The sequence below is a fragment of the Butyricimonas faecihominis genome, assembly GCF_033096445.1.
Taxonomy (GTDB): domain Bacteria; phylum Bacteroidota; class Bacteroidia; order Bacteroidales; family Marinifilaceae; genus Butyricimonas; species Butyricimonas faecihominis.
The window spans coordinates 3,225,435-3,251,316 of sequence record NZ_AP028155.1 but is presented as its reverse complement, the minus strand read 5'-3'; the positions used below and the strand labels follow the sequence as shown (position 1 = coordinate 3,251,316).

Here is a 25,882-nt window from a genome sequence, read left to right as displayed (position 1 = left end):
TCAGTTGATGATGAACTTCACGCCTATCCCGTATTCCGTGTGGCACACGCCCATGCTGCCGCCCCACAGGAAGCGTTCACGCAGCGAGGCCGTCAGCGCAATGAAGTCCACGAGGTACAGCTCCATTTCCAGCGTGGCGGCGCAGCCATAGACAAAGGCGTCCTTGTTGTTCAGCCTCGCCCCGTCGTACAGCGTCTTTCCGCCCCAGTTCACCGTCTCGTACCCGGCAAGGGCTGACGCGCCAGCGTAGAAGAACACCACCTTTTTCGCGTCCGAGAGGAAGTTGTAGTAGTAACCGCCCTCCGCCGTGAACTGTGCCGCAGGGATGGTCGTACTCCGGTATCCGTGGCTGGTTTTCAGGTATTCCAGCCCGTACACCCACTTGTTCCCACCTTTCGCGTAGCTCGAAAGCATGGCTCCCAGCACATAGCCGTCCGCCTCGTTCAGCCCGGCTCTCAACTCGATGCCCCGCATCTTCGGCAGGCACCGTTGGGCTTCCGCCCGTCCTGCCAGGAGGACGAACAGAAGCGTTACAATAAACAGTACCTTTCCTTTCATCGCACGCGCAGTTCGTTGATGGTTTCAGCCTGTACCAAGTCCTCGTTCTCCACGGTAAACGTCTGGTGGCGTCCGCCGTCCTTCTCGTTCATCTCCACCACGAGCTGCTTGCCGTCGGGGATGGTGAACTTCGGAAGGCAGAACACCGTGCGTTCGGACCGCTTCCCGGCTACACGGACGGCGTAGTTGTAGGCGCGGAGCGGGAACAGCACCTGTTCCTGCATGGCGGTACGCTTCGCCACCTTCTTGTCCACAATCTTGAACGTGATGTAGTCCACGTCAAACGGCACATTGCTTTGGTTCTTTATCTCCGTGTAGAAATACAGCAGGTCATTGTGGACATAAATCCCTTTCAGCAGGTACTGGATGCCGAAACGCTTGCAGCCGATGTGCTTCACCTTGCGCTTGTCCTCCTTGTGCAGCGACTTCATGATGAGGTGTACCAGCATCGGGCTTTCGCTGCCCAGTTCCTTCAGGTAGATTTCCTGCGCGTTGTTCGGTCGGTTCACCGTGCTGCCGTCGTGGATAAAGTCCTTCATTTCCACGTTCAGGATAAGCGGCTCATCGGCGTATTTCACATTAAATGTGTAAAATGACCCGTCCTCCGTGATGACGCTCATGTTCGTCTCGTTGCGGAAATTCTTGACCGTCGCCTTCACACGGATGACGTTCTCCGCACCGTCCGCCTTGCCCGCTATCAGGTTGGGCGAACCCAAGTCCACGTAGCGCACCGCCGCCGGAAACAGGATGTGGACGGTCTTGTCATACGTGACTTCCAAGCCGTGCGGCGGTATCATGCGGTCGAACATCAGCTTTTTCGTCAGACCGTGGTACAGGTCGCCGTCCTCCTCCGTCTGCGGATAGACGTCCTTCACCAGTTCCAGCCCGTCCTCCTTGGCGGTGGCAGTGCTGTCGTTCGTCACTCCCTGCGCGTAGCTCGCACAGGCGATGCCCATCAGCAGGGCAAACATTGTCATTACTTTCTTGATACTCATTTTACGTTGGATTTAGTGGTAAATAAAAATTAGTTTGTTGATTATTTTTTCTTTTTTTGCCTTTATGTTTTTGGACTGTTCATTCCTTTTCTTGGTAGAGCAATACCCTGTACCCTGACTTCAGATGTACCTTGACCGTGCGCATCCTTTTCGAGATGTACTGCGAGATGCCCTGTATCGCCCCTCGCCCCAAGTCGGAGGCGAGCTGCGCCCCCGCGTCGGTCGATATGTTGATGCTGCTTCCGAGCGAGCTGCCCATGTTCGCCCCGATTTCCTTTGCCGCGTCTATCTCCATCGAGCCGGGTATGAAGATGCCCGCCTGCCCGTCGCTGTCGTACACCTCCAGTTCTACCGGGATGATGTTTCCCCCGTGTTCCAGCGAGGTGATGCCGATGCCGAGCCTTTCGCCCTGCAACCGTGCCGCGCCCACAAGGAGCGTGTTCCGGGGGATGACGCGCCCCGACACGCGCATCGGCTCCAGCAGCCGGAGCTTCACCGTCTGCCCGTCCGTCAGCGTCTGGTCGCCCTGCACACAGGCGGCGATGGTGTTCTTCCCCGTCGTTTCCTCCGCACCGATGGCGGTGTGGAAGCCGTAGTTGCGTTCCCCCGAATAGTCCGCGATGAACGCCGAGTCTGTCATGGGCTGCGGCAGGGCGGACACCACCGTCCGCCTTACATCGCTTACGGGTTCTGCCTTCATGCTCTTTTCGCCTGTACTCACAGAACCTCCCGTTTCATCGGGCTGTGCGGCTTGTCCGGCATTGTTGTCATTCTGGTACTTCGCCGCCAGCTCATAGGACTTTTCCAACAGGGCGACCTGTTCCTCCATCGTGGAAGGCTTGCTATCCTGCGCCACCAGCATGGCTTCCAGTTCGTCGATGCGCTCCCGGAGTTCCTCCTTTTCCGTGTCCTCCTTCGGCGGCTCGTAGAACGTGCCCAGCGAGGTGTTCAGCCGTTGGTAGGCGGCAGCGGAAGTGCGGATGCCCGCCTGTCTTTCGTCCGCCGTTTCCCCGTCGGTCGTTTCCGTCCGTGTCAGGCGGTAATCGTCCGAAGTGTCGGCATCGTCCGTTGGCGTGTCACCGTCGCTGTCGTTCCAGAACGCGGAGAGGTCGCCCACCATGCCCCGGCGTTCCTTCCGCTTGTTTTCCAAATCCTGCTGCTCGTAGGCTTTCGCCTTGTCCCCGATGATTTTGGAGTCTTCGGGCATGGGCATGTCCGTGTTGAATCCCTGTCCCTGCCGTTCTTTCTCCTTGTCCTCGGAGGACGGCGCGAAGATGAGCCACATACACCCGGCGAACAGCAGCACCATCAGCGGATAGACCAGCATCTTCTGCCTTTGCTGACGCTGTTGTTCCGTCAGCGGCTTTTTCTCTTTTGTTCTTGATTCATTCTTCTGTTCTTTTGTTTCCATCATCAGTTCAATTAGCTTGTCAAAGTCTGATTTTTATACCTTTATTCTCTTTGCTTACCTGATTCTGTAAGCGAATGGGCATTTTATGCGTACCCAAAGAAGCCGGATGGAGCTTTGGTTTGTTTTTATCCGGAAACAACCTGTGTTCCAAGCGTTCCAATCCTATCCGGGACTGTTCTTTGATGATGCGGTTATGATGCCCTACCATATGCTTGGGATAAGTATCGTCTCCCATGTCACAACGGATAATGTAATCCATCAACGCATCGCTTATTTTTCCGAATGATTCCGCCAACCCATACTTGACCAACAGAGGTTTCGGAATTTTTGTCTGCCCGTCCCATCCCTTTTGAGAGAGTCCATGAAGCACCATCCGTTCCCGGTGCAGGGCTTTCCGATAGTCGTCCGGGAACTTGCCCTGCACTTTCTGCTCGTACAAATCGGAGGCACTGCGCATAATCCGTCCTTTTTCCTCCTGGATGGCCGCATCGATGGAGTCCGCCGACCAGTGATTGTCCGCACGCATTTCCTTGGCCCGTTCCCATTCGAGGTCCTCTATCTTTTGGTACATATCCATCAGACCATGCCTGATGGCGGTCAGGTCTCCCGGATATTCCCCATGCAGGGCAAGCCGCTTCAAGTAGTCGAGTTCCTCGTCCTTCATGCAATACCCTACCAGCTTATGGGCGGTAGCCACTTCTTCCGGATTGGGCAGAGGACATAGGGTATGGCTTTTACCCGTATGGGCACTACAAAGCAGCGTGTACATGGCATTCAGTTTTTGGGGAAGTGTTTCATTCCCCATTTTCAATCCGGACAACAACCAGACCTGCTGTTTGCCCCAATCGGTTTGTTGCAGTACATCCATAACCTTGTGCCAGCCGCTGCGTTCCGTCTGGTCCAGATTCCGGAAGAAACGGTAATCCCAGAGTATTTTTGCCTGCTCTTCCGTAATTGCCGGGCGATGCCCGTTCCTTACGATGGAATCGGCAATGGCATTGTAATCCAAGCGAAGCACCTGATGGCAGAACTTCAAGGTCGGTTTCCATCGGAATCCGGCATCCTGCAAGTTTTCCATCTTTTCCCATATCCAATCTGATAATTTCATTGTGGATTCAAATTTGAGTGATACACCTTATTATATATTTCTAACTTCTCGATGTGCCGTATCTCCAATGCCTCTTCCCCTTTGCCGAAGCCGATGATTGCGGCGGCAGTCATGTAGAGACAGAGCGAGGCGAACACGGCAAATGCCGCAAGGACTATCCTAAGCCGTGCTTTGGGCGGCAGGGCGTCCAGCCTATTGCGTAACCAACCTTTCAGCCCGGTGGTCCACTTTTCAATGAGATTTTTCATCTTTCCCATACGCATTATCTTTCAATCGTCCGGATGTCCTTGTTCTCCAATACCGTGAAGCCCTCGATGGTGAAGCCGTTTGGGTTGTCGTCCGAGCGGCTCGCGTTGAGCAGGCGGCAGGCGGTTACTAATGTCCGTTCCGTCACGTTGCTCTCGCGGATAATCATCTGACGGGCGTATGTCCGCGCCTCGTAGGGATAGCGGTCGAAATTGCACACCACGCTGTCCACCTGCAACACTTGGTTGATGTTCCCGGCGATGATGCGGTTGTAGAAGCCCTTTTCGGCGAAGTCGGCGTAATAGTTGTACGCGCTCTTGTCTGCCAAGAGCAGGGCGCGTTTCACGTTGTGCTCTATCGCGCTTTTCTCCGGCGAGAGGGTGAAAAACAGTTCGTGGAAGCGGCGCACGTGTTCCCTGGCTTCCGCCGGGCGGTTCTGCGACAGGTCCTGCGAGAGCGCGAGCATAAGACTCTTGCCTCCATCGAGGACGTATATCTTCTGCCGTTGCGCCTCGGCGAAGCGGAAGGCGCACACCACCGAGCAGACCACCACGAGGGCGCAGGCCGCCGTATAGACGATGCCGAACAGACGTATCTGCCGGAAACTCGTCTCGATGTTCTTGAGTGATTTGAATTCCATTTTCTTCTTTTCGTCTTTTAATTGTTCAATAATCCGTTTTTAAGGGTCGGGCAACTCACGGAAACGGATTGTCCGGAATGCCTATCTTCGGAACAGCTTTCCCGCCGTTCCCTTGATGAGCTTGCCCGCGCGGCCTGCCACGTTTCCTGCGGCGGCTCCCGCCACGCTGCCGCCCAAAGCCCCGGCGGTGTTGATGTTCTTGTTGTAGCTGCCTATGCCGCCACCTGCTTGGATGATCCAGCCTGCCACCGTCGGGATGGTGAAGTAGCCCACGATGCCGATGATGAGGAACACGATGTACACCCCGTTGCTCGCCTCCACCGAGAAGTTCGGGTCGGTCTGCATCGCTTGTATGTCGTTCTGCAACATCAGAATCTGTATCTTCGCCAGTATGGTGCTGAACAAATCCGACACGGGAAGCCACAGGTAAATCTGTATGTAGCGGCTGAACCACGCCGAGAGCGTCGAGTGGAAGCCGTCCCATACGGCAAAGGCGAAGGCTACCGGTCCCAGGATGCTCAGCACCACGAGGAAGAACGTCCTGAGCGTGTCGATGATGAGCGCGGCTGCGGCGAACATCAGTTCCAGCAGTTCCCGGAACCAGTCACGCACCGTCTTCTTGATGTTGTACGCCGCCCGGTCCATGTACATCCCCGTCATCGTCACCAAGTCCGAGGGCGACCAGCCCAGCTCGTCCAACTGGCGGTCAAATTCCTCATCACTGGCGAGGTAGGCGGTCTCCGGGTTGCGCATCATCGCCTCGTATTCCAGTTTGTCTTTCTGCTCCCGGTACTCGTTCATGTCGAAGGTCTGTTCTTCGAGGATGCCGTGTACGCCCTGCACGATGGGGCTTAACACGCTGTTCATCGTACCCAACACGATGGTCGGGAAGAACAGGATGCACAAACCGAGCGCAAACGGGCGGAGCAGCGGGTACACGTCTATCGCCTCGGCGCGGGCGAGCGACTGCCACACGCGCACCGCCACGTAGAACAACGCGCCCAGCCCGGCAAGCCCTTTCGCCACGCCCGTCATGTCCGCGCACAGCGGCATCATCTCGTCGTAGAGCGAAAGGAGTATCTGGTGAAGGTTGTCGAACTCTCCCATAACTTACCAGTATTTTTCGTTGGGGTTTCCGTAGAGTCCTATCACCCGGTCCATGTCGTTCTTCTTCCTTGCCCGGAGGTAGGACACCGATATGGTCTTGTTCGTGTAGTAGCGCACGAGGTTGCGGTAGTTCATCAGGCTGCGGTAGGCGTTGTCGATAATCGCCAGCCGTTCCGCGTCCGTGAGCGACATCCCCGTCACGTTCACCACGTTCTTCAGGTCTTGCAGCACGTCCGAACTCTCGTCTATCAGCATGGTGTAGCCCGACGATATGGCGGCAAGCTCTTCCGGCGTGTAGTTCTCATCAGAGAGCATCTTCTGGTAGTTATCCACATAGATTTCTGATATTTCCATCACCAACCCGATGCTTTTCGACACCTTCACGCCGCCCTTCACCACGTCATGTACGGATTTCAGCGCGTCGTAATACTTCTTTCCCTGCTCAAACACTTTCTTGGTTTCCAAGAAGCCGTTGAGCGTGTTGGCTTTCGTGCCCGCCGTTTCCACCATCTCCTTGGCGGAGTTGATGATGCTCTGCGCGAGGTTCGTCGGGTCGGACACCACCCATTGGGCGTTTGCCGTGCCTGCACCTGCAAGGCACAGGCAGGCTGCCACCAATGGCATTTTCAGTTTTTGTCTCATATTCACATTGGATTTAGTGGTACATTCTTATTGTTCTTTCTTCTTTTCGCCATTGGCTGTTTCATCCGTGTTCACCCGGATATAGTCGCCGTTAGGCGAAAAGGACAGGATGTCCGTTTCCTCGTTGTATGCCACGTCGATGCGGAAGCCCGTGTTCAGGTAGAGGTTACCGTCCGCCTCCCTTTGCAGCAGGTAGGTCTCCGGCTTCAGTTTCCGGTGGACGCCCGCCCTGCGGAACAGCGTCACCTTGTAAAGTGCGCCCTCCTTGTACACCAATATGTCGGGCTTGCCCTCCACGCTCTGCCAGTTGCCGCAAATCTTCTCGCGGATGTCTTCGTTTTCTTTCATTACCGTCTCGCAGGCTTGCAGCATCAGCGACGCCAAGCCTATCAGACCGCCGCAAAGCAGCAGCCGTTGTGTCTTTGTCAGTTCAATGTTCATAATCTTCAATTCTTGTTTTTTTGTTGATAAAATGTGTCTTGACCTCATACGCCGTTTGATACACCCTTATATGCCGTATAAGGTGGCCTCAAACGCCGTCTGTGGTCGGGTGATGTTTCCATCGGTTACTTTTCTTCGTCCATACGTTTCTCCGCAATCTGCCGTATGGCGGCTTCCATGTCGCTGCCCAGCTTCCCCGCCAGTTCGCGGACTTCCATCTTCTCCGTTTCCTCCGTTGTATAGGCAAGGTATTCGTGTATGGACACCTCCGTGGCGTACACCGCCGACTGTGTGCCGCCTAAGCCTATCCACACCTCCTTGTATCGTCTGGACGAATCGTTGGACTGGTTGATGGAAAGTATCTGCGACTTCTCCTTTTCCGTCAGCCCCAGCAATCCCTGTATCTGGTCGAAGCGGTTCATGAACTTCCGCTGGTCGAGCAGTATCTTGCAGTCCGAGTTGTTGATGATGGACTCCTTGACGATGGGCGAGCTGATGATGTCGTCCACCTCCTGCGTCACCACTATTGCCTCGCCGAAATACTTTCTGACCGTCTTATAAAGATACTTTACATAGGAAGCCATATTCGCCGAAGCAATCGCCTTCCAAGCCTCTTCAATTATTATCATCTTTCTGATACCTTGCAGACGGCGCATCTTGTTGATGAACAACTCCATAATGATGATTGTCGTAACCGGGAACAAGATGGCGTGCTCTTTTATCTGGTCGATTTCAAAGACGATGAACCGCTTGTGTAGCAAGTCCAGTTCCTTGTCCGAATTAAGCAGGTAATTATATTCACCGCCCTTGTAGTACGGCTCCAGCACATTCAGGAAACTGGCAATGTCAAAGTCCTTTTCACGCACTTTCTTATCTTCCAATACCTTGCGATAATCCGTGTCTATAAACTCGTAGAACGTGTTGAAGCATGGGACAATGCTGTTGTCTTCCTTAATACGTCCTATGTACTGCGACACGGCATTGGAAAGTGCAACCTCCTCCGCACGGGTAGCAGGCTCATTGTCCTTCTTCCACAGCGTCAGCAACAAAGTCTTGATACTTTCCCTCTTTTCGATGTCATACACCTTGTCCTCCGTGTAGAACGGATTAAAGGAAATCGGGTTGTCCTCCGTATAGGTATAATAAACCCCGTCCTTTCCCTTGGTCTTGCGGTGTATCATCTCGCACAGCCCTTGGTAGGAGTTGCCCGTATCGACCAGCACCACATGGGAGCCTTGCTCATAGTATTGTCTGACCAGATGGTTCATGAAGAACGATTTGCCGCTGCCCGAAGGACCCAATACGAACTTGTTGCGGTTGGTCGTCACGCCGCGCTTCATCGGCAGGTCGGAGATGTCGATGTGCAGGGGCTTGCCGCTGATGCGGTCCGCCATGCGGATGCCGAAGGCGGACGGAGAGTCCTTGTAGTTGGTCTCGCCCGCGAAGAGGCACACCGCCTGCTCTATGAACGTGTGGAACGACTCTTCCGCCGGGAAGTCCGCCGCGTTGCCGGGGATGCCCGCCCAGAACAGCGTCGGGCAGTCCGTCGTGTTGTGGCGCGGCACACAGCCCATGCTTGCCATCTGGCTGCCCACGTCGTTCTTGATGCGTTTCAGCTCCTCCGCGTCGTCGCTCCACGCCATCACGTTGAAGTGGGCGCGGACGGACTTCAGCCCCTGCGAGTGCGCTTCGTTCAGGTATTCTTCAATCCACTCGCGGTTGATGGCGTTCTGGCGGCTGTACCGGGAGAGCGACTGCATGTTCCTCGCCGTTTTCTCGAAGCGGCGCAGTTCCTCGTCGCTGTTGCCGATGAAGACATACTGGTTGTAGATGTGGTTGCAGGGCAGCAGCAGTCCCAGCGGCGCGGCGAAGGACAGGCGGCAGTCCGAGCGGTCGGTGGACAGCCTTTCGTAACGGCAGTCCGTGGCCACCGCTGCGGGCAGGTCCTCCGTGTCCGACAGGGTGTGCAGGCACAGGCGGTTGTCGCCGACGCGCATTTCCCTTGCCGTCATCTCGATGTCCTCCAGACAGTCCGCGTTGCCCAGCGACAGGGCGAAGTACCTGCCTATGATGCCCGTCTCCTTGTCCGTGCCTGTAAGCTCGTCATCGGAGAGGCGGCGCAATTTGATATGCCCCGAATCGTTCAGGATACGCGCGAACTGCTCCACCGCCTCGATGAACTTCACCGCCGTCTCCTTGTCCTGTATTTCTTTCGGTACGATATGCCCCCGGCACAGCGTATTCCAGTTGCTCTGCTGCCTCATGCGCTCCTTCGTAGTCTTCGTCAGGAACAGGTAGCACTTGTGGTGCAGGAACGGGCGCTCGTTGAAGTGCATCTCGTAGCTGCGGGCGAGGAAGCCCATGCCCTCCTTGCCGAGGTCGGGGCGGTACCGTTCCTTCACGTACCAGTCTTGCTTGTGCAGCACCGAATGGTCGGGCAGTACCTTGATTGCCTTGCACCACGTGGCGTGGATGCCCTCGTATTCCTCCGCCGTGACGGTATAGACCTCCGGAAGCTCCACCTCGAAGGCGGCGGTGATGTCCGCGTCTTTCGAGACGATGCACCCGTGTTCCACCGAAAGCAGGGGGAAGCGGCTTTCCAGCGTGGTGGCTTTCATGATGTTTCTCATACGTTTCTTCCTTTCTTCTTTTTTCGTCTTAACAGATTGGACACCCGTCTGCGGTGGAGCACATGGCGTGGGCGCATCCGTGCCGCGCCCAACTTCATCAGCCCGTGTTCGCCGTACTTCGCGTTCAGCCGGAACGTGAGCCACACGAGCGACGAGGCGGATACCGCGCCGAAGCCGATGCAGAGCCACTGGCCCGCGCCTGCCATGTAGAGGATGATGAAGAGGATGAAGGCGGCGAGCAGCCCGCCCGCGAACAGGAACAGGTACTGCGCCTTCAGGCCCTTGAACTCCACCGGACGGCCGATGCCCTTGTTGATGGGGTACTCAGCCATTGTCCTTATACCTTATTATATATGTATAGGATACCCGTTTGTTAGAGGAAGAACGAGCGCAGGATGGTCGCGCTTACAATCAGGAAGATACACGCGCCGAACCAGCTTGCGGCGGTCTTCGAGGTGTCGGGGTCGCCGGCGCTGAATTTGCCGTACACCTTGATGCCTCCGATAAGCCCGACGACCGCGCCGATGGCGTAGATGAGTTTCGTCGCCGGGTCAAAGTAGGAAGTGACCATGCTGGTGGCTTCGGTGATGCCCGCCATGCCGTTGCCTTGCGCGAAAACTTGGATGTTGGCAGCCAGCAGGAGGGCCGCGAGGATGATTTGCTTTTTCTTCAATGTCTTTGTCATAATCTTTTCTGTTTTGTGCCTCCGGGTTGGATGTTCCCATTGGCGGTTGATACTTGTTTTAATTCTTGCGGCTTTGGATGAAGCCGGCTTTTGGGATTTAGTGGTCTCGGTGGCAAGCCGATGGTTTAGCCGTAGTCGATTTTCTTTTTTCGCATTGCTGTTACGTTTTTACTTGTTATACATAGTCGCGGATGTTGAAGTCCTCGAAGTTGTCCGGAACTGCGGGCGCTTTCTTGGGCATAATCACCGGTGTAGTGTTTGCCTGCGCCGCCGACACGGAGTCCAGATAGTAGTCCATCAGCTCGTCCAGTTTCCTGCGGGTCGCTTCCGAACTCTTTTCTATCATCGCGAACAGTTCGTTGCCCTTCATGTCGCAGAACACCATTCCGGCGTGACGGCGTTCCTCTTTCGTGGCTTTCGGTTTCTTCACCGTCCGCATGGCAAGGTCGATGTCCTCGAAGGTCATGCCTCCCGCTTCATGAGGCTCGCCGTCATCATCTCCGTCTTCGTCATATTCCGCCCCGATGTCGGAAACACGCTTGTCGGCAAACACCTCGTCCAGTTCCTCGTCGGGCACTTGGCGCGACGGCCTGGCTCCCGAAAGCCGGCTATTGGGGGAGGCAGTTTCATCGTCAAAGGCCACGTCCTTCTCGTCCACCTCCTCGCCGGGGGCTTGCACGGTGGCATTGGACATCGGTGCAGCAGCCTGCGGTTTTCGTTCAGGCATCCGGAACAGGCTTTTCCCCATGATGTCGCCGGACCTTTCCGGTGCGCCCACATCCTTTTCCTTGTCCTCCTTGGGTACGTTTTCTTCCCGGCGTTCCCAAGTCAGGTAGATGACCATCCATAGGTTGAAGGCCATCATCAGCACGATGAGCAGCTCGGCCATCGTCAGAGCGGTTGCGAGGTTTCACGGCGTAACAGGGCATTGATGTCGTCCCCATAGGTTTGCAAGTGCTCTTCCAGCACATTCTCGATGTACCCGCCAATGGTGCTGCCGTTCCCGCCCAGTGTCCGCACAATGCGGGACAGCTTCCCGTGCATCTCACGGCTGAGGTAAATGCACTGGCGGTGCGCTCCTTGTCTGGGCGTCAGATAGCGGAGGAACACCGCCGCTTTTTCTAATTGGGTGTCGTCCACAATGTGGATGACTACGTCCGCCTTTTCCAGATTGTTCACTTGGGGAGTGTCCGCCTTCGGGTTGCCATTCCCCTTCTTTTTCATTCTCGAATTGAAAAATCCCATCTTGTTTTCGTTTTTTAGGGTGAATAAAATCAATAAATGTCCTCGTAATTTTTCTTGTAAAGTCGGCGGATCACTTCCTCGTATTCGCGGAAGTGCTGCTCCAGCACACGGTCCACATAGACCGACAACGTAAGCCCGTTCTTCCCGATGACCTGCACGATACGCTGTATCCGCTCGTGGTAGCTTTTGCGGATGTAGGCGGTCTTGCCCGAACACACGGGGATTCTCGGTGCATGGAGGAAGCGTTCCAGGTATTCCTCTTCCTTTTCCGTGGCATCCTTGCCCACCTTTGCTTTCGGTTTTTCCGCCAGCCTGGCCTCCTTTGCGGAAGTGTTGCCATCTGTTCCGAGGCTCCCCGGGGAGGCGGGCGCGGGCATTTCCGGACGGAACGAATCCAGGAACTTGCCGGGGTCAATATCGACATCGAGTTTCTTGGCCATCGGTTCAACGCTTTACGATGCCGAGTATTTCTTCCGCGAGGGCATCGATGCCGCTCCCTTTCGCCAATGCCTTGTCCGGCGGCAGCAGCGTGGAGCGGAAAAACGGGCGGTCGCCTTCCTCAGAGCCTTCCTTGCGGAAACGCTTGCTGTCGGGCAGACTGGTGTCCAGCACTTCAAGCCCCATCCCGGCTATCACCTTGTCATAGATGTCGTACAGGTCGGTCTTCTCGCGCTTGTCCACCATGTTCCACAAGAGGCGGATGCCCTTGATGTTCGACTTGCCGGTAGTGATCAGCGTGTCGTTGATGACGCCCGCGTACTTCAGCGAGCTTTCCATGATGAAACGGTCTGCGGCTATCGGGCAGAAGATGTAGTCCATCGTCGCTACTGTCCGGATCAGGTCGAGGTTGTTCACCGTACCCGTCAGGTCGAAGAAGATGAAGTCGGGCGGTGTCGCCGACTCGACAAATGGCCTGACCGTTTCAATCGCGTTGCCGGGACGGCTCCCCACAATCGGGTAGGCGCGTTTGCCGATGCGCTTGAACTGCTCGTATGCCAGCTTGCGCAGGTACGGGTTGCGCTCGATACTTTTCAAGTCGCGTTCGCGCATGTCCTTGATGCTGAACTGGGGATAGTCGCAGTCCACGACCGCCACGTCATATCCCTTCACGTAATACAGGTAACTCGCCATCAGTACGGTGAGTGTCGTTTTGCCTGCTCCTCCCTTCTGGGTGGAGAAGGCGATGAACAAAGGTTCTTTTTTCATGCTTTCTTCTTTTTTATTTGTTAGACATCCGTTTCTTGGTCCGGTCGGCAGCCATCCGCCCGGTAAGCGAGCAGGCAGTCCGGCATCCCTCCCGGTATGCCTGTTCCCATCCATGCCTGTGTGCCGGCAGGCAAGCATAAGGGCAGGCATACCGACCATTCCGCCTGCAAAGGAAAATGACTTTCGCCAAGGTTGTGTCTCTTTGCTGTTGCGTGGCAGCATTTGGCGTTGTCGTGGCAGCTTGTGGCGTTCTTTGGCCACCCTTTCCACCGCTTTTCCTGGCGTTTGGCCCATTGAAACGGCATCCGCCCTTTGCCTTTCCACCAAGCCTTTGCCTGTATGCCTGTGTGCCGGCAGGCACAAGGGCTGGCGGACTGGCAGGCAGGTTGGCAAGGATGTCAGCCCGGAAGCAGGCAGGCGTGCCGACCGTTTCGCCTGCAAAGGAAAGGGGCTTTCTCAAAGGTTGTATCCTTTTGCCGTTGCGTGGCAGCATTTGGCGTTGTCGTGGCAGCTTGTGGCGTTCTTTACCCGGCCTTATCGCCACTCATCTTGCGTTTGGCTTGTGGCCGTTATTTGGCATTTTCACCATTCCGATGCCTGTATGCCAGCGTGCCGGCAGGCAGGCACAAGGGCAAGCAGACTGGCAGGCAGGTGAACTGGCAGGCGGGCAAGAATGCCTGCCACCTGGCAAGGAAGAATGCTAGCTTGTAGGTTCGCAGGCATATTGGCCACAAATAGGTAGAACTTTTTCTATTGTGGCCAATGTGGACTCATGAACATCTTAATTCATTCCTACCAATCGCTTTCCAATAGTTTTCTTGCTTGGCTGATTTTCGCTCTTTGGCATTTCAGCACTCCAATGCCTGTATGCCGGCAGGCAGGCACAAGGGCAAGCAGACTGGCAGGCAGGTGAGCAGGCTGGCGGGCAAGAATGCTTGCGGATTCGCAAACATATTGACTACAAACATGAAGAACTCTTTTTCACTTGTGCTAAATGTAGTCTCGTGGACATCTTAGCACATTCCTCCATCGCTTTCCAACAGTTTCTTTGTTTGGCTGGTTTATGCTCTTTGGCATTTCCCCGCTCCAATGCCTGTATGCCAGCGTGCCGGCAGGCAGGCACAAGGGCAAGCAGACTGACAGGCAGGCAGGTGAACTGGCAGGCGGGCAAGAATGCCTTCCGGTTCGCAAATCTGAAAACGGACAGGCAGGCAACTATGTTTTTTTCACTTGCGTGGCAGCATTTGGCGCTGTCGTGGCAGCTTGTGGCGTTTTTGAGCCGTATTTCAGACTTGGAAAACACCCTACCTTTGCACCCAAGCGGCAGGGCAAAGCCGAAAGCGCGCACCGCAGACCCCGGCTCCGTCCTTCTTTTGGGCAGCAGAAAGGTATCGGGCGACCGATGCCTTATAAATGGGTAATGGCAGGTCTATCCCCAATCCGTTTACCACGGATTTTTGTGTCCTCAAAGACACAGCAAGGTGTCCTTTGAGTAACTCAAAGGGTTTCGGGTTACTCCCGAAACGACCTTGCCCCTCACGGGGAGGGCTTCCTCTCCGAAGTCGGGAAGCCTGTTTCCACCTGCGGTGCGGTTGCCGAAGCTACGCTTATGCCGTGACACCACTAAATCCATTGTAATATGAACGAGAACAAGAAAAAGAACGGGACTGACAGTCCCAAGTGGGGGCGGCATCCACGGGAAAGCCGCAAGTCGCACTGCGTGATGGTGCGTTTCGACGACGGGGAATGGCTCAGGTTCCTCGCTATGCACGGCAAGTCCGGCGTGGAGGCGAGGGCGGTGTTCCTGAAGGCGCACTTCTTCGGACAGCCGTTCCGGGTACTGGTCACGGACAAGACGCTGCTCGACTACTGCACGAAGCTGTCCGCTTTCCATGCGCAGTACCGCATGGTGGGGAACAACTATAACCAGACGGTCAAGGAGCTGCGCTGCCATTTCTCGGAGAAAAAGGCGATGGCATTGCTCTACAAGCTGGAGCAATGCACGAAGGAACTGGCCGCAATCACGCGGCAGGTCGTTGAACTTTCAAGGGAGTTTCAGGAAAGATGGTCGCAAAAATCACGGTAGGCACGTCGCTGTACGGGGCGTTGGCTTACAACGGCATGAAAGTGAACGAGGGCGAGGGGAAGCTGCTCGCCGGGAACAAGGTCTTCGACGATGGCAGCGGACGGGTGGACATCGCCCGTGCCGAACAGGATTTCAAACGGTACATGCCGGAGAACGTCCGCACACGGAACAAGGTCATCCATATCTCCCTTAATCCGCATCCCGACGACCGCCTGACGGACATGGAGATGGAAAGTCTCGCGCGGGAGTATCTGGAGAAGCTGGGCTACGGCGACCAGCCTTATCTAATTTTCAAACATGAGGACATCAACCGCCACCACCTGCATATCGTCTCCGTCAATGTGGACGAGAATGGCAGGCGGTTGAACAAGGATTTCATCCATCGCCGCAGCAAGCGCATCACCACGGAGCTGGAACGCAAGTACGGTCTGCACCCCGCCGACCGCAGGCAGCACCGTAACGACAATTCCTTGCGCAAGGTGGATGCCTCGCAGGGAGACGTGAAGCGTCAGGTGTCGAACACCGTCAAGGCGGTGATGGCTACCTACAAGTTCCGGACAATGGGCGAATACCGCGCCTTGCTCTCCCTCTACAACGTCACTGTGGAGGAAGCCCGTGGCATGGTGAACGGACGCGAGTATCACGGACTGGTCTATTCCGCCACCGATGATGGCGGGAACAAGGTCGGCAATCCCTTCAAGGCATCCTGCATCGGGAAGTCCGTCGGCTATGAAGCCGTGCTGCGCAGGTTTGAGTATCCCAATGCCCAAATCCGCGACAAGCGTCTGGCGGACATGACGCGCAAGACCGTCGCTGCCGTATTGGACAGGACGTACCGCAAGGATGAATTTGTCGCCCTGCTCAAAGCGAAGGGCGTGGATGTGGTGTTCCGCCACACGGACGGGGGGCGCATCTACGGGGCGACCTTCATCGACCACCGCACGGGCTGTGTGCTGAACGGCTCCCGGCTGGGCAGGGAATTTTCCGCCAACGCCTTGCAGGAGCACTTCACTTTGCCGTATGCGGACACGCCGCCGATGCCGTTCACCCTTACACGGGACGAACCGCAGGCGGAAGCCCATACCTATGTGGAACACGGCGAGAGCCATTCCACGGGCTTGGGCTTGCTTGGCGGCGACGCATCGGGCGCACAGGCGGAAGAAGCCGCCTTCGAGCGCGAACTCAAACGCAAGCGGAAGAAACGCCGGAAGGGTTTGGGATTATAAATTATCCGTCCGCAGGGCATCCAAGCAAAGGTCAGACCTTTGGCTATCTAAGGTCAGACCTTTGGTAGCCTCACCTCGGACTTGAGATAGGCTCAGGTCGGACTTGAGGTATGCTTATGTCCGGGGAAAGCCTTGCGGACATATTGTTCAACTTAAAAACAGAAACAGATTTATGTCACAACAGGAAGACGATTTGAGGGCGTTGGCGAAAATCATGGACTTTCTCCGCGCCGTGAGCATTATTCTGGTGGTCGTCCACCTCTATTGGTACGGGTATGAAGCCGTAAGGCTGTGGGGCATCGACATCGGTGTCGTGGACCGGGTGCTGGTCAATTTCGACCGCACCGCCGGACTGTTCCACCATATCCTTTACACAAAACTTTTTGCGCTGTTGCTATTGGCTCTCTCTTGCTTGGGTACAAAGGGCGTGAAGGAGGAAAAAATCACGTGGGGCAGGATTTGGACGGTGCTTGCCGCAGGGCTGGCCCTGTTCTTCCTGAACTGGTGGATGCTCTCCCTGCCGCTGCCCGTGGAAGCCAACGTAGCCTTCTATGCCGCTTCGATGGCGGCGGGCTATGTCTGCCTCCTGATGTCCGGCACGTGGATGAGCCGCCTCTTGCGCACCAACCTCATGGATGACGTGTTCAACGTGGAAAACGAGAGCTTCATGCAGGAGACGCGCCTCATGGAGAACGAGTATTCGGTGAACCTGCCTACGCGCTTCTATTACAGGAAGAAGTGGAACGACGGGTACATCAACGTGGTAAACCCGTTCCGCGCTTCCATCGTATTGGGCACTCCGGGCAGCGGAAAGTCGTATGCCGTGGTAAACAGCTTTATCAAGCAGATGATTGAAAAATCTTACTCGATGTACATCTATGACTTCAAGTTCAGCGACCTTTCCACCATCGCTTACAACCACCTGATGAACCACGGCGACGGCTACAAGGTCAAGCCGAAGTTCTACGTCATTAACTTCGACGACCCGCGCCGGAGCCACCGCTGCAATCCCATTCACCCGGATTTCATGGAGGACATCACCGATGCCTACGAAAGTGCCTATACCATTTTATTAAATTTGAACAAAACTTGGGTGCAAAAGCAAGGCGACTTCTTCGTGGAGAGTCCGATTATACTTTTTGCCAGTATTATCTGGTTTTTACGGATTTATCAGGATGGAAAGTATTGCACCTTCCCACACGCCATTGAGTTGCTGAACAGACGTTATGAGGATGTTTTCCCTATTCTCACCAGCTATCCGGAGTTGGAAAACTATCTTTCGCCCTTTATGGACGCTTGGCAGGGAGGTGCAGCCGAGCAGTTGATGGGGCAAATCGCATCAGCGAAGATACCGCTCTCGCGCATGATTTCCCCACAGCTTTATTGGGTCATGTCAGACAGTGAGTTTACGTTGGATATTAACAACCCGGATGAGCCTAAGATTCTCTGCGTCGGCAATAATCCCGACCGTCAGAACATCTACGGCGCGGCGTTGGGTCTGTACAATTCCCGAATTGTCAAGCTCATTAACAAGAAGGGCAAGCTGAAGTCGGCGGTAATCATCGACGAGCTGCCTACGATTTACTTCAAGGGATTGGATAATCTTATCGCCACTGCCCGAAGCAACAAGGTGGCGGTCTGCCTCGGCTTTCAGGACTTTTCGCAGTTGAAACGCGATTATGGGGACAAAGAAGCGGCGGTCGTGATGAACACGGTGGGAAACATCTTTTCGGGTCAAGTCGTTGGTGAGACCGCCAAAACGCTTTCCGAGCGTTTCGGCAAAATCTTGCAGAAGCGGCAGAGCGTCACCATCAACCGGGAGGACAAGTCCACCTCCATCAACACGCAGATGGAGAGCCTGATACCCGCGAGCAAGATTTCCACGCTGACGCAGGGCATGTTCGTGGGCGCGGTGGCCGACAACTTCAACGAGCGCATCGAGCAGAAAATCTTTCATTGCGAGATTGTGGTGGACGTGGAGAAGGTGAAGCGCGAGGAACAGGCTTACAAGCCCATCCCCGTCATCACGGACTTCACCGATGCCGACGGCAACGACCGCATGAAGGAAATGATACAGGAGAACTACAACCGCATCAAGGCGGAAGTGCGGCAGATTGTCGCCGACGAGTTGCAGCGCATCCAGTCCGACCCGGAACTGCAACACCTCTTGCAGGGCAAGTAAAAACGCCATAGGCGAAAAAAGGAAAATCCTTAACTTGGCTGGATGTTCAGACCGGGTTAAGGATTGTCCTTTTCTCGTTGATTGACAATTGAAATGAAAATTACTGCATTGGTTTCTCCGTTTTATACAGCAGATGGGGCATTTCTTTTCCATTGTATATAATGGTATGGCTGCCGCAAGGTTTCATGGCAATGGCTTCCGCCACACGGATGGAGGACGTGTTTTCGGGACGGATGCTGCAATAGACCTCTTGCAAGCCCAGTTTCTCGAAAGCGTACCGCAGGCATCTTCGGGCGGCTTCCGTGGCATAGCCGTTGTGCCAATACGCATTGTCCAGGATGTAGCCGAGTTCCACCGCTTCATTCCCGTTTATCACGCTTTTCATCAGCCCGGCCTGTCCGATAAGTTTGCCCCCGTCTTTCAACACAAGGGCGAAATACCCGTAGCCGTCCTTGCGGTAACGGGAGAACTGGCGGTTCACCCATTGGCGCACCTCCTTCTTGTCAAAGCCGTGTTCCCATGCGTACATGACTTCCGACTTGCCCATGAGGGCGAGCAACGCGCCCGTGTCCTTGCGGGTGATTTTGCGGATGACGAGCCGTTCCGTTTCCATGATCGTGAGCGACTCGGCGTAGGTCTTTATCTCCAAGCCGTCGTCTTTCCACTCCTTGACCATCTTCCGGACGGTATCATCCACCAGCCTGCGGTAGGCGTCATCGGGAACGGCTTTCAAGTAAAACGTGTCATTGGTTTCCTTCAACACCCAATCGGCTATGTCCTGCAAGTCCTTCCCTTCGGGGATATAGTCCTTGTGTATCATGTACTCGTTGATGTTGTCCTCCAGTAGTTCCTCCATGGCGGTACGGGTGTCTTCCTCCAATTCCGAAAACGGGGTTTCCGCTACCTGAAAAATGTCGTTGTTCCATTCATCCGCTTCTTCATCGTCCTCTTCCGGCACAAAAACGCCCCGTTTCATGTCCAGCATCTCCTGCGCGAATTTTCCCGACTCCCTGTCCTTGTACTTCTTGGCATATTTTTCCAGCAGTTCCCAGTCCTGCCGCCTCATGGGGAAGCGGAACGCGGCGCGTTCCACCTCGTTGCAGCGCATCATGTCCGCCTGTTCGTCCTTTGGAAGCGACTGGCATTCCTTGCAGATGTGCAGCGCGTGTCCTCTGCCCGAGAAGCTCTCGTTGGACTTGTGGCAGCCGCATACCTTGCAGTAGTGTCCGCCGTGTTTCCTTTTCTTCTTCACCATGTTACTCACCCCTTTCCAGCAAAGCCTTTCCTTGTTCGGTGAGCCTGTATTTCTGCTTGGGATGTTTCGGCTGGTCAGGATAGAGCGGTTCCACCAATCCGGCTTCCATAGACGGGTTAAGGTAATTGCCCAAGAAATTCTCCCTGTCCTTCAGTTCCATCATTCCCATCATTTCTTTCAGCGAGCAAGTGTGTTCCCCTATCAGTTCAATGAGCCGGACGATGCTTGTCGGGTACTTGTCGGGTGCTTGTCGGGTACTTGTCGGATGCTTGTCGGATGCTTGTCCAGCCGTTTCCATCTCATAGCGGAATACCACCCATACGGAACTCCCGTCCGTGTGGAATTCCGGGTCGGGTATGCCGGCACGGCGGCACTCGTCTATCATCAGGCTGATGCCGCGACCCCAGCTTTCCAGCAACTCGCTTTTGTAAAGCACGTTGGCTATGATGAGGTTGGGCGGCTCTGAACTGTGTCCGCCAAGCAGTTTTTCAAGGGTCATGTCGGGAGGGAACGCGCCGCTGCTCTCTATTTCCACGCGGTCGTCATAAATGGCGATGCCCACCGAACCGCCCGGACGGTGGTAGGCTCTGTGACAAAAGGCGTTGATGCAACATTCCCTCAATGCCTTGTAAGGTATGCTCAGCTTTTCTTCACGGTACAGCCCCTCTATTTTACCCGACAAGGACAGGTGCTTGAAAAAAAACGACATGGCAGCGTCCAATAGCGCGTAGATGTTCCCTTGCTGTCTTTGGTTGTCTATGAATTCCTCTTTGCTTGTGCCTCTGAACCTTGCCATTCGCAACAGGCATTGGGGATAGTCGTACAGATTGCGCCCGAACAGTACGGCGGCGGCATTGTTCAGCTTCCCGTCATGCAACAGGTCGAATTTTTCAAGGATGGCGGGTATTTCTTCGCGAATGGTGGTTTCCGGCAGGCGTCCGCAGTTGATTCCGGCGCGTACCGCACCGATGATGACATTCTCGTCGAGGTCGCTGATTTGCAGGTCGGGGTTGGGGATTGCCTCCCAACTGTATTTGCCGCCCCTTTGCATCAGCAGGTGGTTGTACTTGTCCTGCGGCATGACAGACGTCACGCTTTCTATCCGCTGGTAAGCCCTGCCTTTATATGTGAACGGACGCATATAGCGTTGTTCCTCAGCATATAAGGCAATGACCTGTTTGTCCGTGTCGGGAATGTTTGCGTATGAGACCGTTATCGTGGCAAACGGCTCGAATAGGCGGATGGCTTCCGCAATTTCCCGTTTCGTCTTGTCGCTCACTTCCTGACCGGTGATTTTCCCGTTGTCAGCCACGCCGAACAGTACCGTACCGCCCTCGCCGTTGAGGAAGGCGCACAGTGTCTCCATGCCGCGCTCCAACTGCCCGGTGATCAGCTTGTATTCTGTCCGTCCCCCTTCATCGCCGGAGGCCAGTTTGCGTATGTCGTCTATATTGGTTATATTCATGCGTAATCGTTTGGAGGGCAAAAATAATCATTTGACCGACAGATACGAAATTTTGGAGCATTTTCTTGCAAATTGTCATTGCTAGAACAGGAAAAAGAAACCGGGAGCAAGGGGCTTCTACCCATACACCTTGTTCCCGGTCATGAATCAGACAGAAAAACTTTCATCTCTTGCGTGCCCGTTCCCGCTCATCGTCTTTCACGATTCGCTCGTTCAGCTTTTCGGAAGCCCGGTCGAAGAAATAGGTACGGCTGTCATTTTTCCGACGACGGATATCCACATAGGCGTTGTAGCACTGACTGGGCTTCAACTCCATGCCGAAGAATCGGGAGAAATGGACCATCAGTTCCTGGATACCGGTTTCTCCGCCGTTGATACATTTCAGGGTGTCGAGCCCGTACAATAATTCCACTAGGTCGGATATGCTGCCTGTCCAACATATCGGAGGGGCATCAGAAGGAGGGGCGCCGGTTTTCTCGCCGGTAAACATGTGGGAGGGCGGCAACGGATGGTATTCCCGGGCAAGGAACCGTAGCATCTTGCGCACAAAGGCAAGGGCCTTGTGTACATGCAGATTCAGTTCGCTCTCATGGCTCCTGCCTTGCAGGGCCTCATGGTATTGCAGCTCCGTTTCCGCATAGCTCAGGGCGTGTACCGGATGTCCGCTTTCGGGCGGGATGAGACAGAGTTGGATGACCCTTTGTGTAAACTCATCGTAGGCCGTGCGTAACCCGGTGCGGCTGTCGGGATTGCTTATCAGACGGAAAAACTCGGTTTCCGTCAAGGTGAGATGTTCCATTTGTTCCTAATTTTTTGTTTTTACTCGGATGAAATGTGCGCACATACATCCATAGGAGCAAATGATAGTCCAATTACAATGTTATGGTGATGAACTTGTATGCAATTTCTTGCAAATCAAGCTCTTGGCAGACGAAAATTTGTTTTAAGGAAGAATAGGCAGCCTCCTTCCCGTGTCCGACTTCCGGACAGGTGTCCGTTTTTCGTACACAGTACCGCCCTTTCTTTCCGCTTTTTTCCATTCCGTTTCGTCCTTTCCCCTGCCATGTCACCTCTTCGTCTGAATCCCATACAGGTCCATTTTCTCGTACAGCGTGCTCCGGCTTATGCCCAGCAGTCTGGCGGCCTCTTTCCGATTATGCCCGGCCTTTTCCAAAGCCTGGCATATCCGCTTCTTTTCCATGCATTCCCCTTTCAAGGCAATGTCAGGATCGGAAGGCTTTCCGGACTCATCCAAGTTCAATTCTTCCGCCGTCACCAATTCCCCTTGGGCAAAAAGCACGGCGGATTGGACCGCCTGTTTCAGTTCCCGTACGTTTCCCGGCCAGTCATGGGCCAGCAACCGTTTCTTCGCCTCCGCATCGAAACCTTTTACCTGTCTGCCATGCTCTTGGTTGTAAAGTTCCCGGAAGAATTCAGCAAGCGGCAGGATGTCTTCCGGGCATTCCCTGAGCGGGGGTACTTTCACGGTGTACTCACTCAATCGGAAATACAGGTCCCGGCGGAAACGCCTTTCCGATATGGCTTCTTCCAGATTCTCGTTCGTTGCGGTGATGATGCGCACGTTGGCTTTCCTGTCTTTTGTGCCGCCGACAGGACGGTAACGCCTGTCCTGTATGGCGCAGAGCAGCATCTGCTGTACGCCGAGGGGAAGGTTGCCTATCTCATCCAGGAACAACGTTCCTCCCTCGGCTTCCGACCAATAGCCTTCCTTGCGCCCGACCGCCCCGGTAAAAGCCCCTTTTTCATGCCCAAACAAGGCGGAAGCGGCCAGACTTTCGGATAACAGCCCGCAGTCCACTGTCACGAACGGTTTGTCCGCACGGTCGCTTTGGGCATGTATCTTTTCAGCGATATGTTTCTTTCCTGTACCGTTCTCACCCCGAACCATCACGCAGATGTCGGCTTTGGCTAGGACGTGGAGACGTCCGAATACTTTCTGGTAGGCTTCGCTCTCCCTTATGAACAGGGGTTCCTCATGGAATGACTGCCTTTTCTGCAAGTCTTGGAGCATGGCGGGAAGCTGGCTGGTCAGCAGTTTCTTGGGGATATAGTCTTCCGCTCCGGATTTCATGGAACGCACGGCGGTAGGCACTTCCGCATAATCCGTCATGATGACGTAGGGATTGTGCTTCCCCTCGCGGCGCAGTTCTTCAAGCAACAGGATGCCGTCACCGTCAGGCAACCGGAGGTCGGCAAGCACGATGTCGTCATCTTCCAGCATTGAAAACAGTTTCCGGGCACCGGTGCAATCGGAGGTACTGACTGTCCGGTATCCGTTTTCTTCCAAAAAATTGCAGACATACCTGCTGTACACAAGGTTGTCTTCCACTACGATTATCTTTCCCATTTCTTCATCTCCTTTCTGGCGGCTTCTATGATGGTTTCTCCTTGTTCCAACACGGCACGGGCTGCATAGGCGACTTCTTCGTCCGAGTACGGTTCCTTGTGGATGGCTTCGTGCAACTTCTGCAAGGGGCGTTCCGTCCGTATCACCATCCATGAGCTCCTCAAATGGTGTACCCAGCTGTTCAAGGCTGTCAAGTCTTTCCTTTCGGATGCCTTCCGGACTTCCTCTATCTCTTTCTCCGTTTCGGCAATCAGCTGCTCCAATGTTTTCCGCTTGTCGCCGAAAGCCAACAGGGCGGAGAAGTCCGGCTGCCGGTTCCCTCTTTCACGGATGCAGTGCCGTGTCGCCTCCATCAGTTCGTCTATGGAAAACGGCTTGGGAAGCAATCCGGAAAATCCGGCTTCTTTCAGTTCCTCCTCCGATACATAGCCGGCCGCAGTAGCTGCCACGATGGGAAGTTCACGGGAATTGCCGATGTCGGACATGCGCAGCAGTTCCAGAATCTCGTAGCCGTTCGCTTCCGGCATTCTCAAGTCTGTTATCAACAGGTCATAATCCTTGCTCCGTATCCTGTCGGTCAGCTCGGCCAACGTAAGGCAGTTGTCGCATGAAACGCCACATTGAAGGTACATCTCGCGCATCAGGCGGAGCGTCACCGGGTCGTTGTCTATGGCCAGCACGGAACATCCGGCCAGTGAAGGACGGACATCCATTGACTTCTCTTCTTCCGGTACTTCTTCGGCTTTCGGCAGCGGCAGGACAACGGTGAAGCGGCTTCCTATGCCAGGTTTGCTCTGTACGGAAGCAGAACCCTGCATCAGCTGTACGAGATTGGTCACAATGGCAAGGCCCAGCCCGAAGCCGTCCTGAGTCACAGCATTGCCCAGACGTTCGAAGGGGGCGAAAATCTGTTCCTGCTTTTCTTCCGGGATGCCCGTCCCGGTATCCTGCACGTACAGGATGAAGTTGCCGTCCTTATAGTCCGTGCAGAGTGTAATGCGACCGCTGCGGGTAAACTTGACCGCATTGGAGAGCAGGTTGCTTCCGATGCGCAATATGCGCTCCTTATCGCCTCCCAGCACTTCTGTCGTCTGGTTGTCAGTCACGAATTCGATTCCTTTGGCTTCAGCCAAAGGGGCGAACTCCGTTTCCAACACAGTTGCTATTGACTCGGAGCGGAATGGACGGATATGCAGCTTTTCTTTATGGATCTCCAGCCTGAAAAATTCCAGCAGCTCGGTGGTCATGGAAGCCATGCGGCTGGCAGATTCACGCACGGTTAATATGTGGCGTACCCGGTCTTCCAGGGCTTCATCCCGGAGCAGGAGTTCTGCATTGCCGCTTATCGCCGTCAGGGCCGTGCGCATTTCATGGCTGACAGTCTGCATCAGGTTGTGACGGAATTGCAGCAATTGCCGGTTCTTCTCATTGCTCGCCTGCAATTCGCCGATAAGTTCTTCGCGTTTCTTTTTTTCGCCATGATTGCGGCGGATTTCCCGGTGGATGGCGATGTGGAACAGGATTAAAAGGAGGATGGCGGTGGACAAGGTAGAGGTGAGCAGGAGCGTGGAACGGCTTTGCGCTTCCATTATCTTATGCTCACGCTGAAAGAAGGCTTCCTGCACTTGCCTGTCCAGATTCTTGATGAGGTGGTTCAGCCGGGCGTTCAATGCCAGATTGCGGGCGTACAGGCTGTCGGCACTGGTTTCCATATCCTCCGTCCCTTCCTGCTGCATGGCAATCAGGCTGTCACTGAATGCGTGCAGTTCTCCGGCGGAAGGCAAAACCCGGACGGTTTTCTTGGCGCCCAACGCTCCCAGTATATTGTCCCTTCTTTTCCTCACGGTGCGTATGCGGGTGGCACGTTCCGCCACTTTGGGCAGATGGTGGACAAGCAGACTGTCAGCAGCATCCTGTATCCCGATGGCTTCCACGACACGGAACAAGTGCATTTCCTTGTCGGCAAGCAGGTGCCGGAGCGTGTCTATCTGTTCGGGACGTACATGCTGCCTGCACCGGGGCTTCAAGGCCAGCAGCAGGCTGTCTGTGGACAGCCGTTTCTGGCGATAGTTTGCCGTATCTGCATTTTCTTGGCTGATCAGGCTCTCGCCCAGCAGGGAAAGCTCGGTGATGTGAAGGTGTGCGGCATGGATGTCATTCCGTACCGATTGCAGGTCATGCACTTCGAAATCTATCTCCCGCATCCGGCTACGCTCACGAAAGAGGATAACCACCATTCCGACTATGGCGGCCAGCAACAGGAAGTTCCCGGCATATATCTTTTGTGTCAAGGATACTTTCATTGCTAGTCATATTATCCGTAGTGCATTCTCTCATCAGAATGTGCTACCTCGTTTATGGGCAAAAATAGAAATTATCAACCACA

Annotated in this window: 27 protein-coding genes; 3 read left to right on the top strand and 24 right to left on the bottom strand. The window is 54.8% G+C overall.

The window, feature by feature from the left end; translation table 11 throughout:
- The 18 genes from R8806_RS13450 to R8806_RS13365 all read right to left on the bottom strand — a co-directional run bounded on the left by R8806_RS13450 (position 1) and on the right by R8806_RS13365 (position 13,648).
- Positions 1-558 (bottom strand): conjugal transfer protein TraO, encoded by a 558-nt coding sequence (locus R8806_RS13450; RefSeq protein WP_004322018.1) that lies wholly within the window; start codon positions 556-558, stop codon positions 1-3.
- Entirely contained in the window at positions 555-1,553 is a 999-nt protein-coding gene (gene traN / locus R8806_RS13445) for a conjugative transposon protein TraN (RefSeq protein ID WP_004322020.1), read from the bottom strand. The genes R8806_RS13450 and traN overlap by 4 nt, the downstream gene beginning before the upstream one ends.
- A gap of 79 nt (positions 1,554-1,632) precedes the next feature.
- Positions 1,633-2,964: a conjugative transposon protein TraM gene (gene traM / locus R8806_RS13440; protein ID WP_004322021.1), complete on the bottom strand. Its 1,332-nt coding sequence runs from the start codon at positions 2,962-2,964 to the stop codon at positions 1,633-1,635.
- Between the two features lie 19 nt (positions 2,965-2,983).
- Entirely contained in the window at positions 2,984-4,072 is a 1,089-nt protein-coding gene (locus tag R8806_RS13435) for a hypothetical protein (protein WP_004322022.1), read from the bottom strand.
- The gene (locus tag R8806_RS13430; RefSeq protein ID WP_008761198.1) at positions 4,069-4,335 is read right to left on the bottom strand and encodes a TraL conjugative transposon family protein; all 267 of its coding nucleotides are present in this window, start codon (positions 4,333-4,335) and stop codon (positions 4,069-4,071) included. The genes R8806_RS13435 and R8806_RS13430 overlap by 4 nt, the downstream gene beginning before the upstream one ends.
- Positions 4,335-4,958, bottom strand: coding sequence for a conjugative transposon protein TraK (gene traK / locus R8806_RS13425; protein ID WP_004322024.1), 624 nt, complete (start codon positions 4,956-4,958; stop codon positions 4,335-4,337). Before traK ends, R8806_RS13430 begins: the two co-directional genes overlap by 1 nt.
- A gap of 81 nt (positions 4,959-5,039) precedes the next feature.
- The gene (traJ, locus tag R8806_RS13420; RefSeq protein ID WP_007841019.1) at positions 5,040-6,065 is read right to left on the bottom strand and encodes a conjugative transposon protein TraJ; all 1,026 of its coding nucleotides are present in this window, start codon (positions 6,063-6,065) and stop codon (positions 5,040-5,042) included.
- A 3-nt stretch (positions 6,066-6,068) separates the two neighbouring features.
- Positions 6,069-6,707, bottom strand: coding sequence for a DUF4141 domain-containing protein (locus tag R8806_RS13415; RefSeq protein WP_004322026.1), 639 nt, complete (start codon positions 6,705-6,707; stop codon positions 6,069-6,071).
- Positions 6,708-6,734: 27 nt separating this feature from the next.
- On the bottom strand, positions 6,735-7,148 hold the full coding sequence (locus tag R8806_RS13410; RefSeq protein WP_004322027.1) for a DUF3876 domain-containing protein: 414 nt from the start codon (positions 7,146-7,148) through the stop codon (positions 6,735-6,737).
- A gap of 125 nt (positions 7,149-7,273) precedes the next feature.
- The gene (locus R8806_RS13405; protein ID WP_004322029.1) at positions 7,274-9,778 is read right to left on the bottom strand and encodes a TraG family conjugative transposon ATPase; all 2,505 of its coding nucleotides are present in this window, start codon (positions 9,776-9,778) and stop codon (positions 7,274-7,276) included.
- Positions 9,775-10,110 (bottom strand): DUF4133 domain-containing protein, encoded by a 336-nt coding sequence (locus R8806_RS13400; RefSeq protein ID WP_004322031.1) that lies wholly within the window; start codon positions 10,108-10,110, stop codon positions 9,775-9,777. Before R8806_RS13400 ends, R8806_RS13405 begins: the two co-directional genes overlap by 4 nt.
- Before the next feature lie 41 nt (positions 10,111-10,151).
- The gene (locus R8806_RS13395) at positions 10,152-10,463 is read right to left on the bottom strand and encodes a DUF4134 domain-containing protein (protein ID WP_004322034.1); all 312 of its coding nucleotides are present in this window, start codon (positions 10,461-10,463) and stop codon (positions 10,152-10,154) included.
- Between the two features lie 175 nt (positions 10,464-10,638).
- Positions 10,639-11,352, bottom strand: a complete 714-nt coding sequence (locus R8806_RS13390; RefSeq protein ID WP_004322036.1) for a hypothetical protein — start codon at positions 11,350-11,352, stop codon at positions 10,639-10,641.
- Between the two features lie 2 nt (positions 11,353-11,354).
- Entirely contained in the window at positions 11,355-11,708 is a 354-nt protein-coding gene (locus tag R8806_RS13385; RefSeq protein WP_004322038.1) for a DUF3408 domain-containing protein, read from the bottom strand.
- 29 nt (positions 11,709-11,737) lie between these two features.
- Complete coding sequence (locus tag R8806_RS13380) at positions 11,738-12,148, bottom strand: DUF3408 domain-containing protein (RefSeq protein WP_004322040.1); 411 nt, start codon at positions 12,146-12,148, stop codon at positions 11,738-11,740.
- Between the two features lie 4 nt (positions 12,149-12,152).
- Complete coding sequence (locus tag R8806_RS13375) at positions 12,153-12,914, bottom strand: ParA family protein (protein ID WP_004322043.1); 762 nt, start codon at positions 12,912-12,914, stop codon at positions 12,153-12,155.
- A gap of 13 nt (positions 12,915-12,927) precedes the next feature.
- Positions 12,928-13,374: a hypothetical protein gene (locus R8806_RS13370; RefSeq protein WP_155143600.1), complete on the bottom strand. Its 447-nt coding sequence runs from the start codon at positions 13,372-13,374 to the stop codon at positions 12,928-12,930.
- 109 nt (positions 13,375-13,483) lie between these two features.
- Positions 13,484-13,648, bottom strand: coding sequence for a hypothetical protein (locus tag R8806_RS13365; protein ID WP_167513911.1), 165 nt, complete (start codon positions 13,646-13,648; stop codon positions 13,484-13,486).
- Between the two features lie 905 nt (positions 13,649-14,553).
- Here R8806_RS13365 and mobA point away from each other — a divergent pair.
- The 3 genes from mobA to mobC all read left to right on the top strand — a co-directional run bounded on the left by mobA (position 14,554) and on the right by mobC (position 18,408).
- On the top strand, positions 14,554-15,000 hold the full coding sequence (gene mobA, locus R8806_RS13360) for a conjugal transfer protein MobA (protein ID WP_004292808.1): 447 nt from the start codon (positions 14,554-14,556) through the stop codon (positions 14,998-15,000).
- The gene (gene mobB, locus R8806_RS13355; RefSeq protein WP_004292807.1) at positions 14,979-16,226 is read left to right on the top strand and encodes a conjugal transfer protein MobB; all 1,248 of its coding nucleotides are present in this window, start codon (positions 14,979-14,981) and stop codon (positions 16,224-16,226) included. Before mobA ends, mobB begins: the two co-directional genes overlap by 22 nt.
- A 172-nt stretch (positions 16,227-16,398) precedes the next feature.
- Entirely contained in the window at positions 16,399-18,408 is a 2,010-nt protein-coding gene (gene mobC, locus R8806_RS13350; protein ID WP_004292806.1) for a conjugal transfer protein MobC, read from the top strand.
- Between the two features lie 100 nt (positions 18,409-18,508).
- Here mobC and R8806_RS13345 read toward each other — a convergent pair whose 3' ends face one another.
- The 6 genes from R8806_RS13345 to R8806_RS13320 all read right to left on the bottom strand — a co-directional run bounded on the left by R8806_RS13345 (position 18,509) and on the right by R8806_RS13320 (position 25,799).
- A complete protein-coding gene (locus tag R8806_RS13345; RefSeq protein WP_004292804.1) occupies positions 18,509-19,663 on the bottom strand; it encodes a GNAT family N-acetyltransferase in 1,155 nt (384 codons plus the stop codon).
- A gap of 1 nt (position 19,664) precedes the next feature.
- Positions 19,665-21,128, bottom strand: a complete 1,464-nt coding sequence (locus R8806_RS13340) for an ATP-binding protein (protein ID WP_004292801.1) — start codon at positions 21,126-21,128, stop codon at positions 19,665-19,667.
- Between the two features lie 163 nt (positions 21,129-21,291).
- Complete coding sequence (locus tag R8806_RS13335) at positions 21,292-21,927, bottom strand: RteC domain-containing protein (RefSeq protein WP_004292800.1); 636 nt, start codon at positions 21,925-21,927, stop codon at positions 21,292-21,294.
- A 73-nt stretch (positions 21,928-22,000) separates the two neighbouring features.
- On the bottom strand, positions 22,001-22,168 hold the full coding sequence (locus tag R8806_RS13330) for a hypothetical protein (protein WP_008673580.1): 168 nt from the start codon (positions 22,166-22,168) through the stop codon (positions 22,001-22,003).
- A 26-nt stretch (positions 22,169-22,194) separates the two neighbouring features.
- Positions 22,195-23,496 carry a sigma-54-dependent transcriptional regulator gene (locus tag R8806_RS13325; protein WP_004292796.1) on the bottom strand — a complete coding sequence of 434 codons (1,302 nt, stop codon included), beginning with the start codon at positions 23,494-23,496 and terminating at the stop codon, positions 22,195-22,197.
- Positions 23,484-25,799, bottom strand: coding sequence for a hybrid sensor histidine kinase/response regulator (locus R8806_RS13320; protein WP_004292791.1), 2,316 nt, complete (start codon positions 25,797-25,799; stop codon positions 23,484-23,486). Before R8806_RS13320 ends, R8806_RS13325 begins: the two co-directional genes overlap by 13 nt.
- Positions 25,800-25,882: the final 83 nt, after the last annotated feature.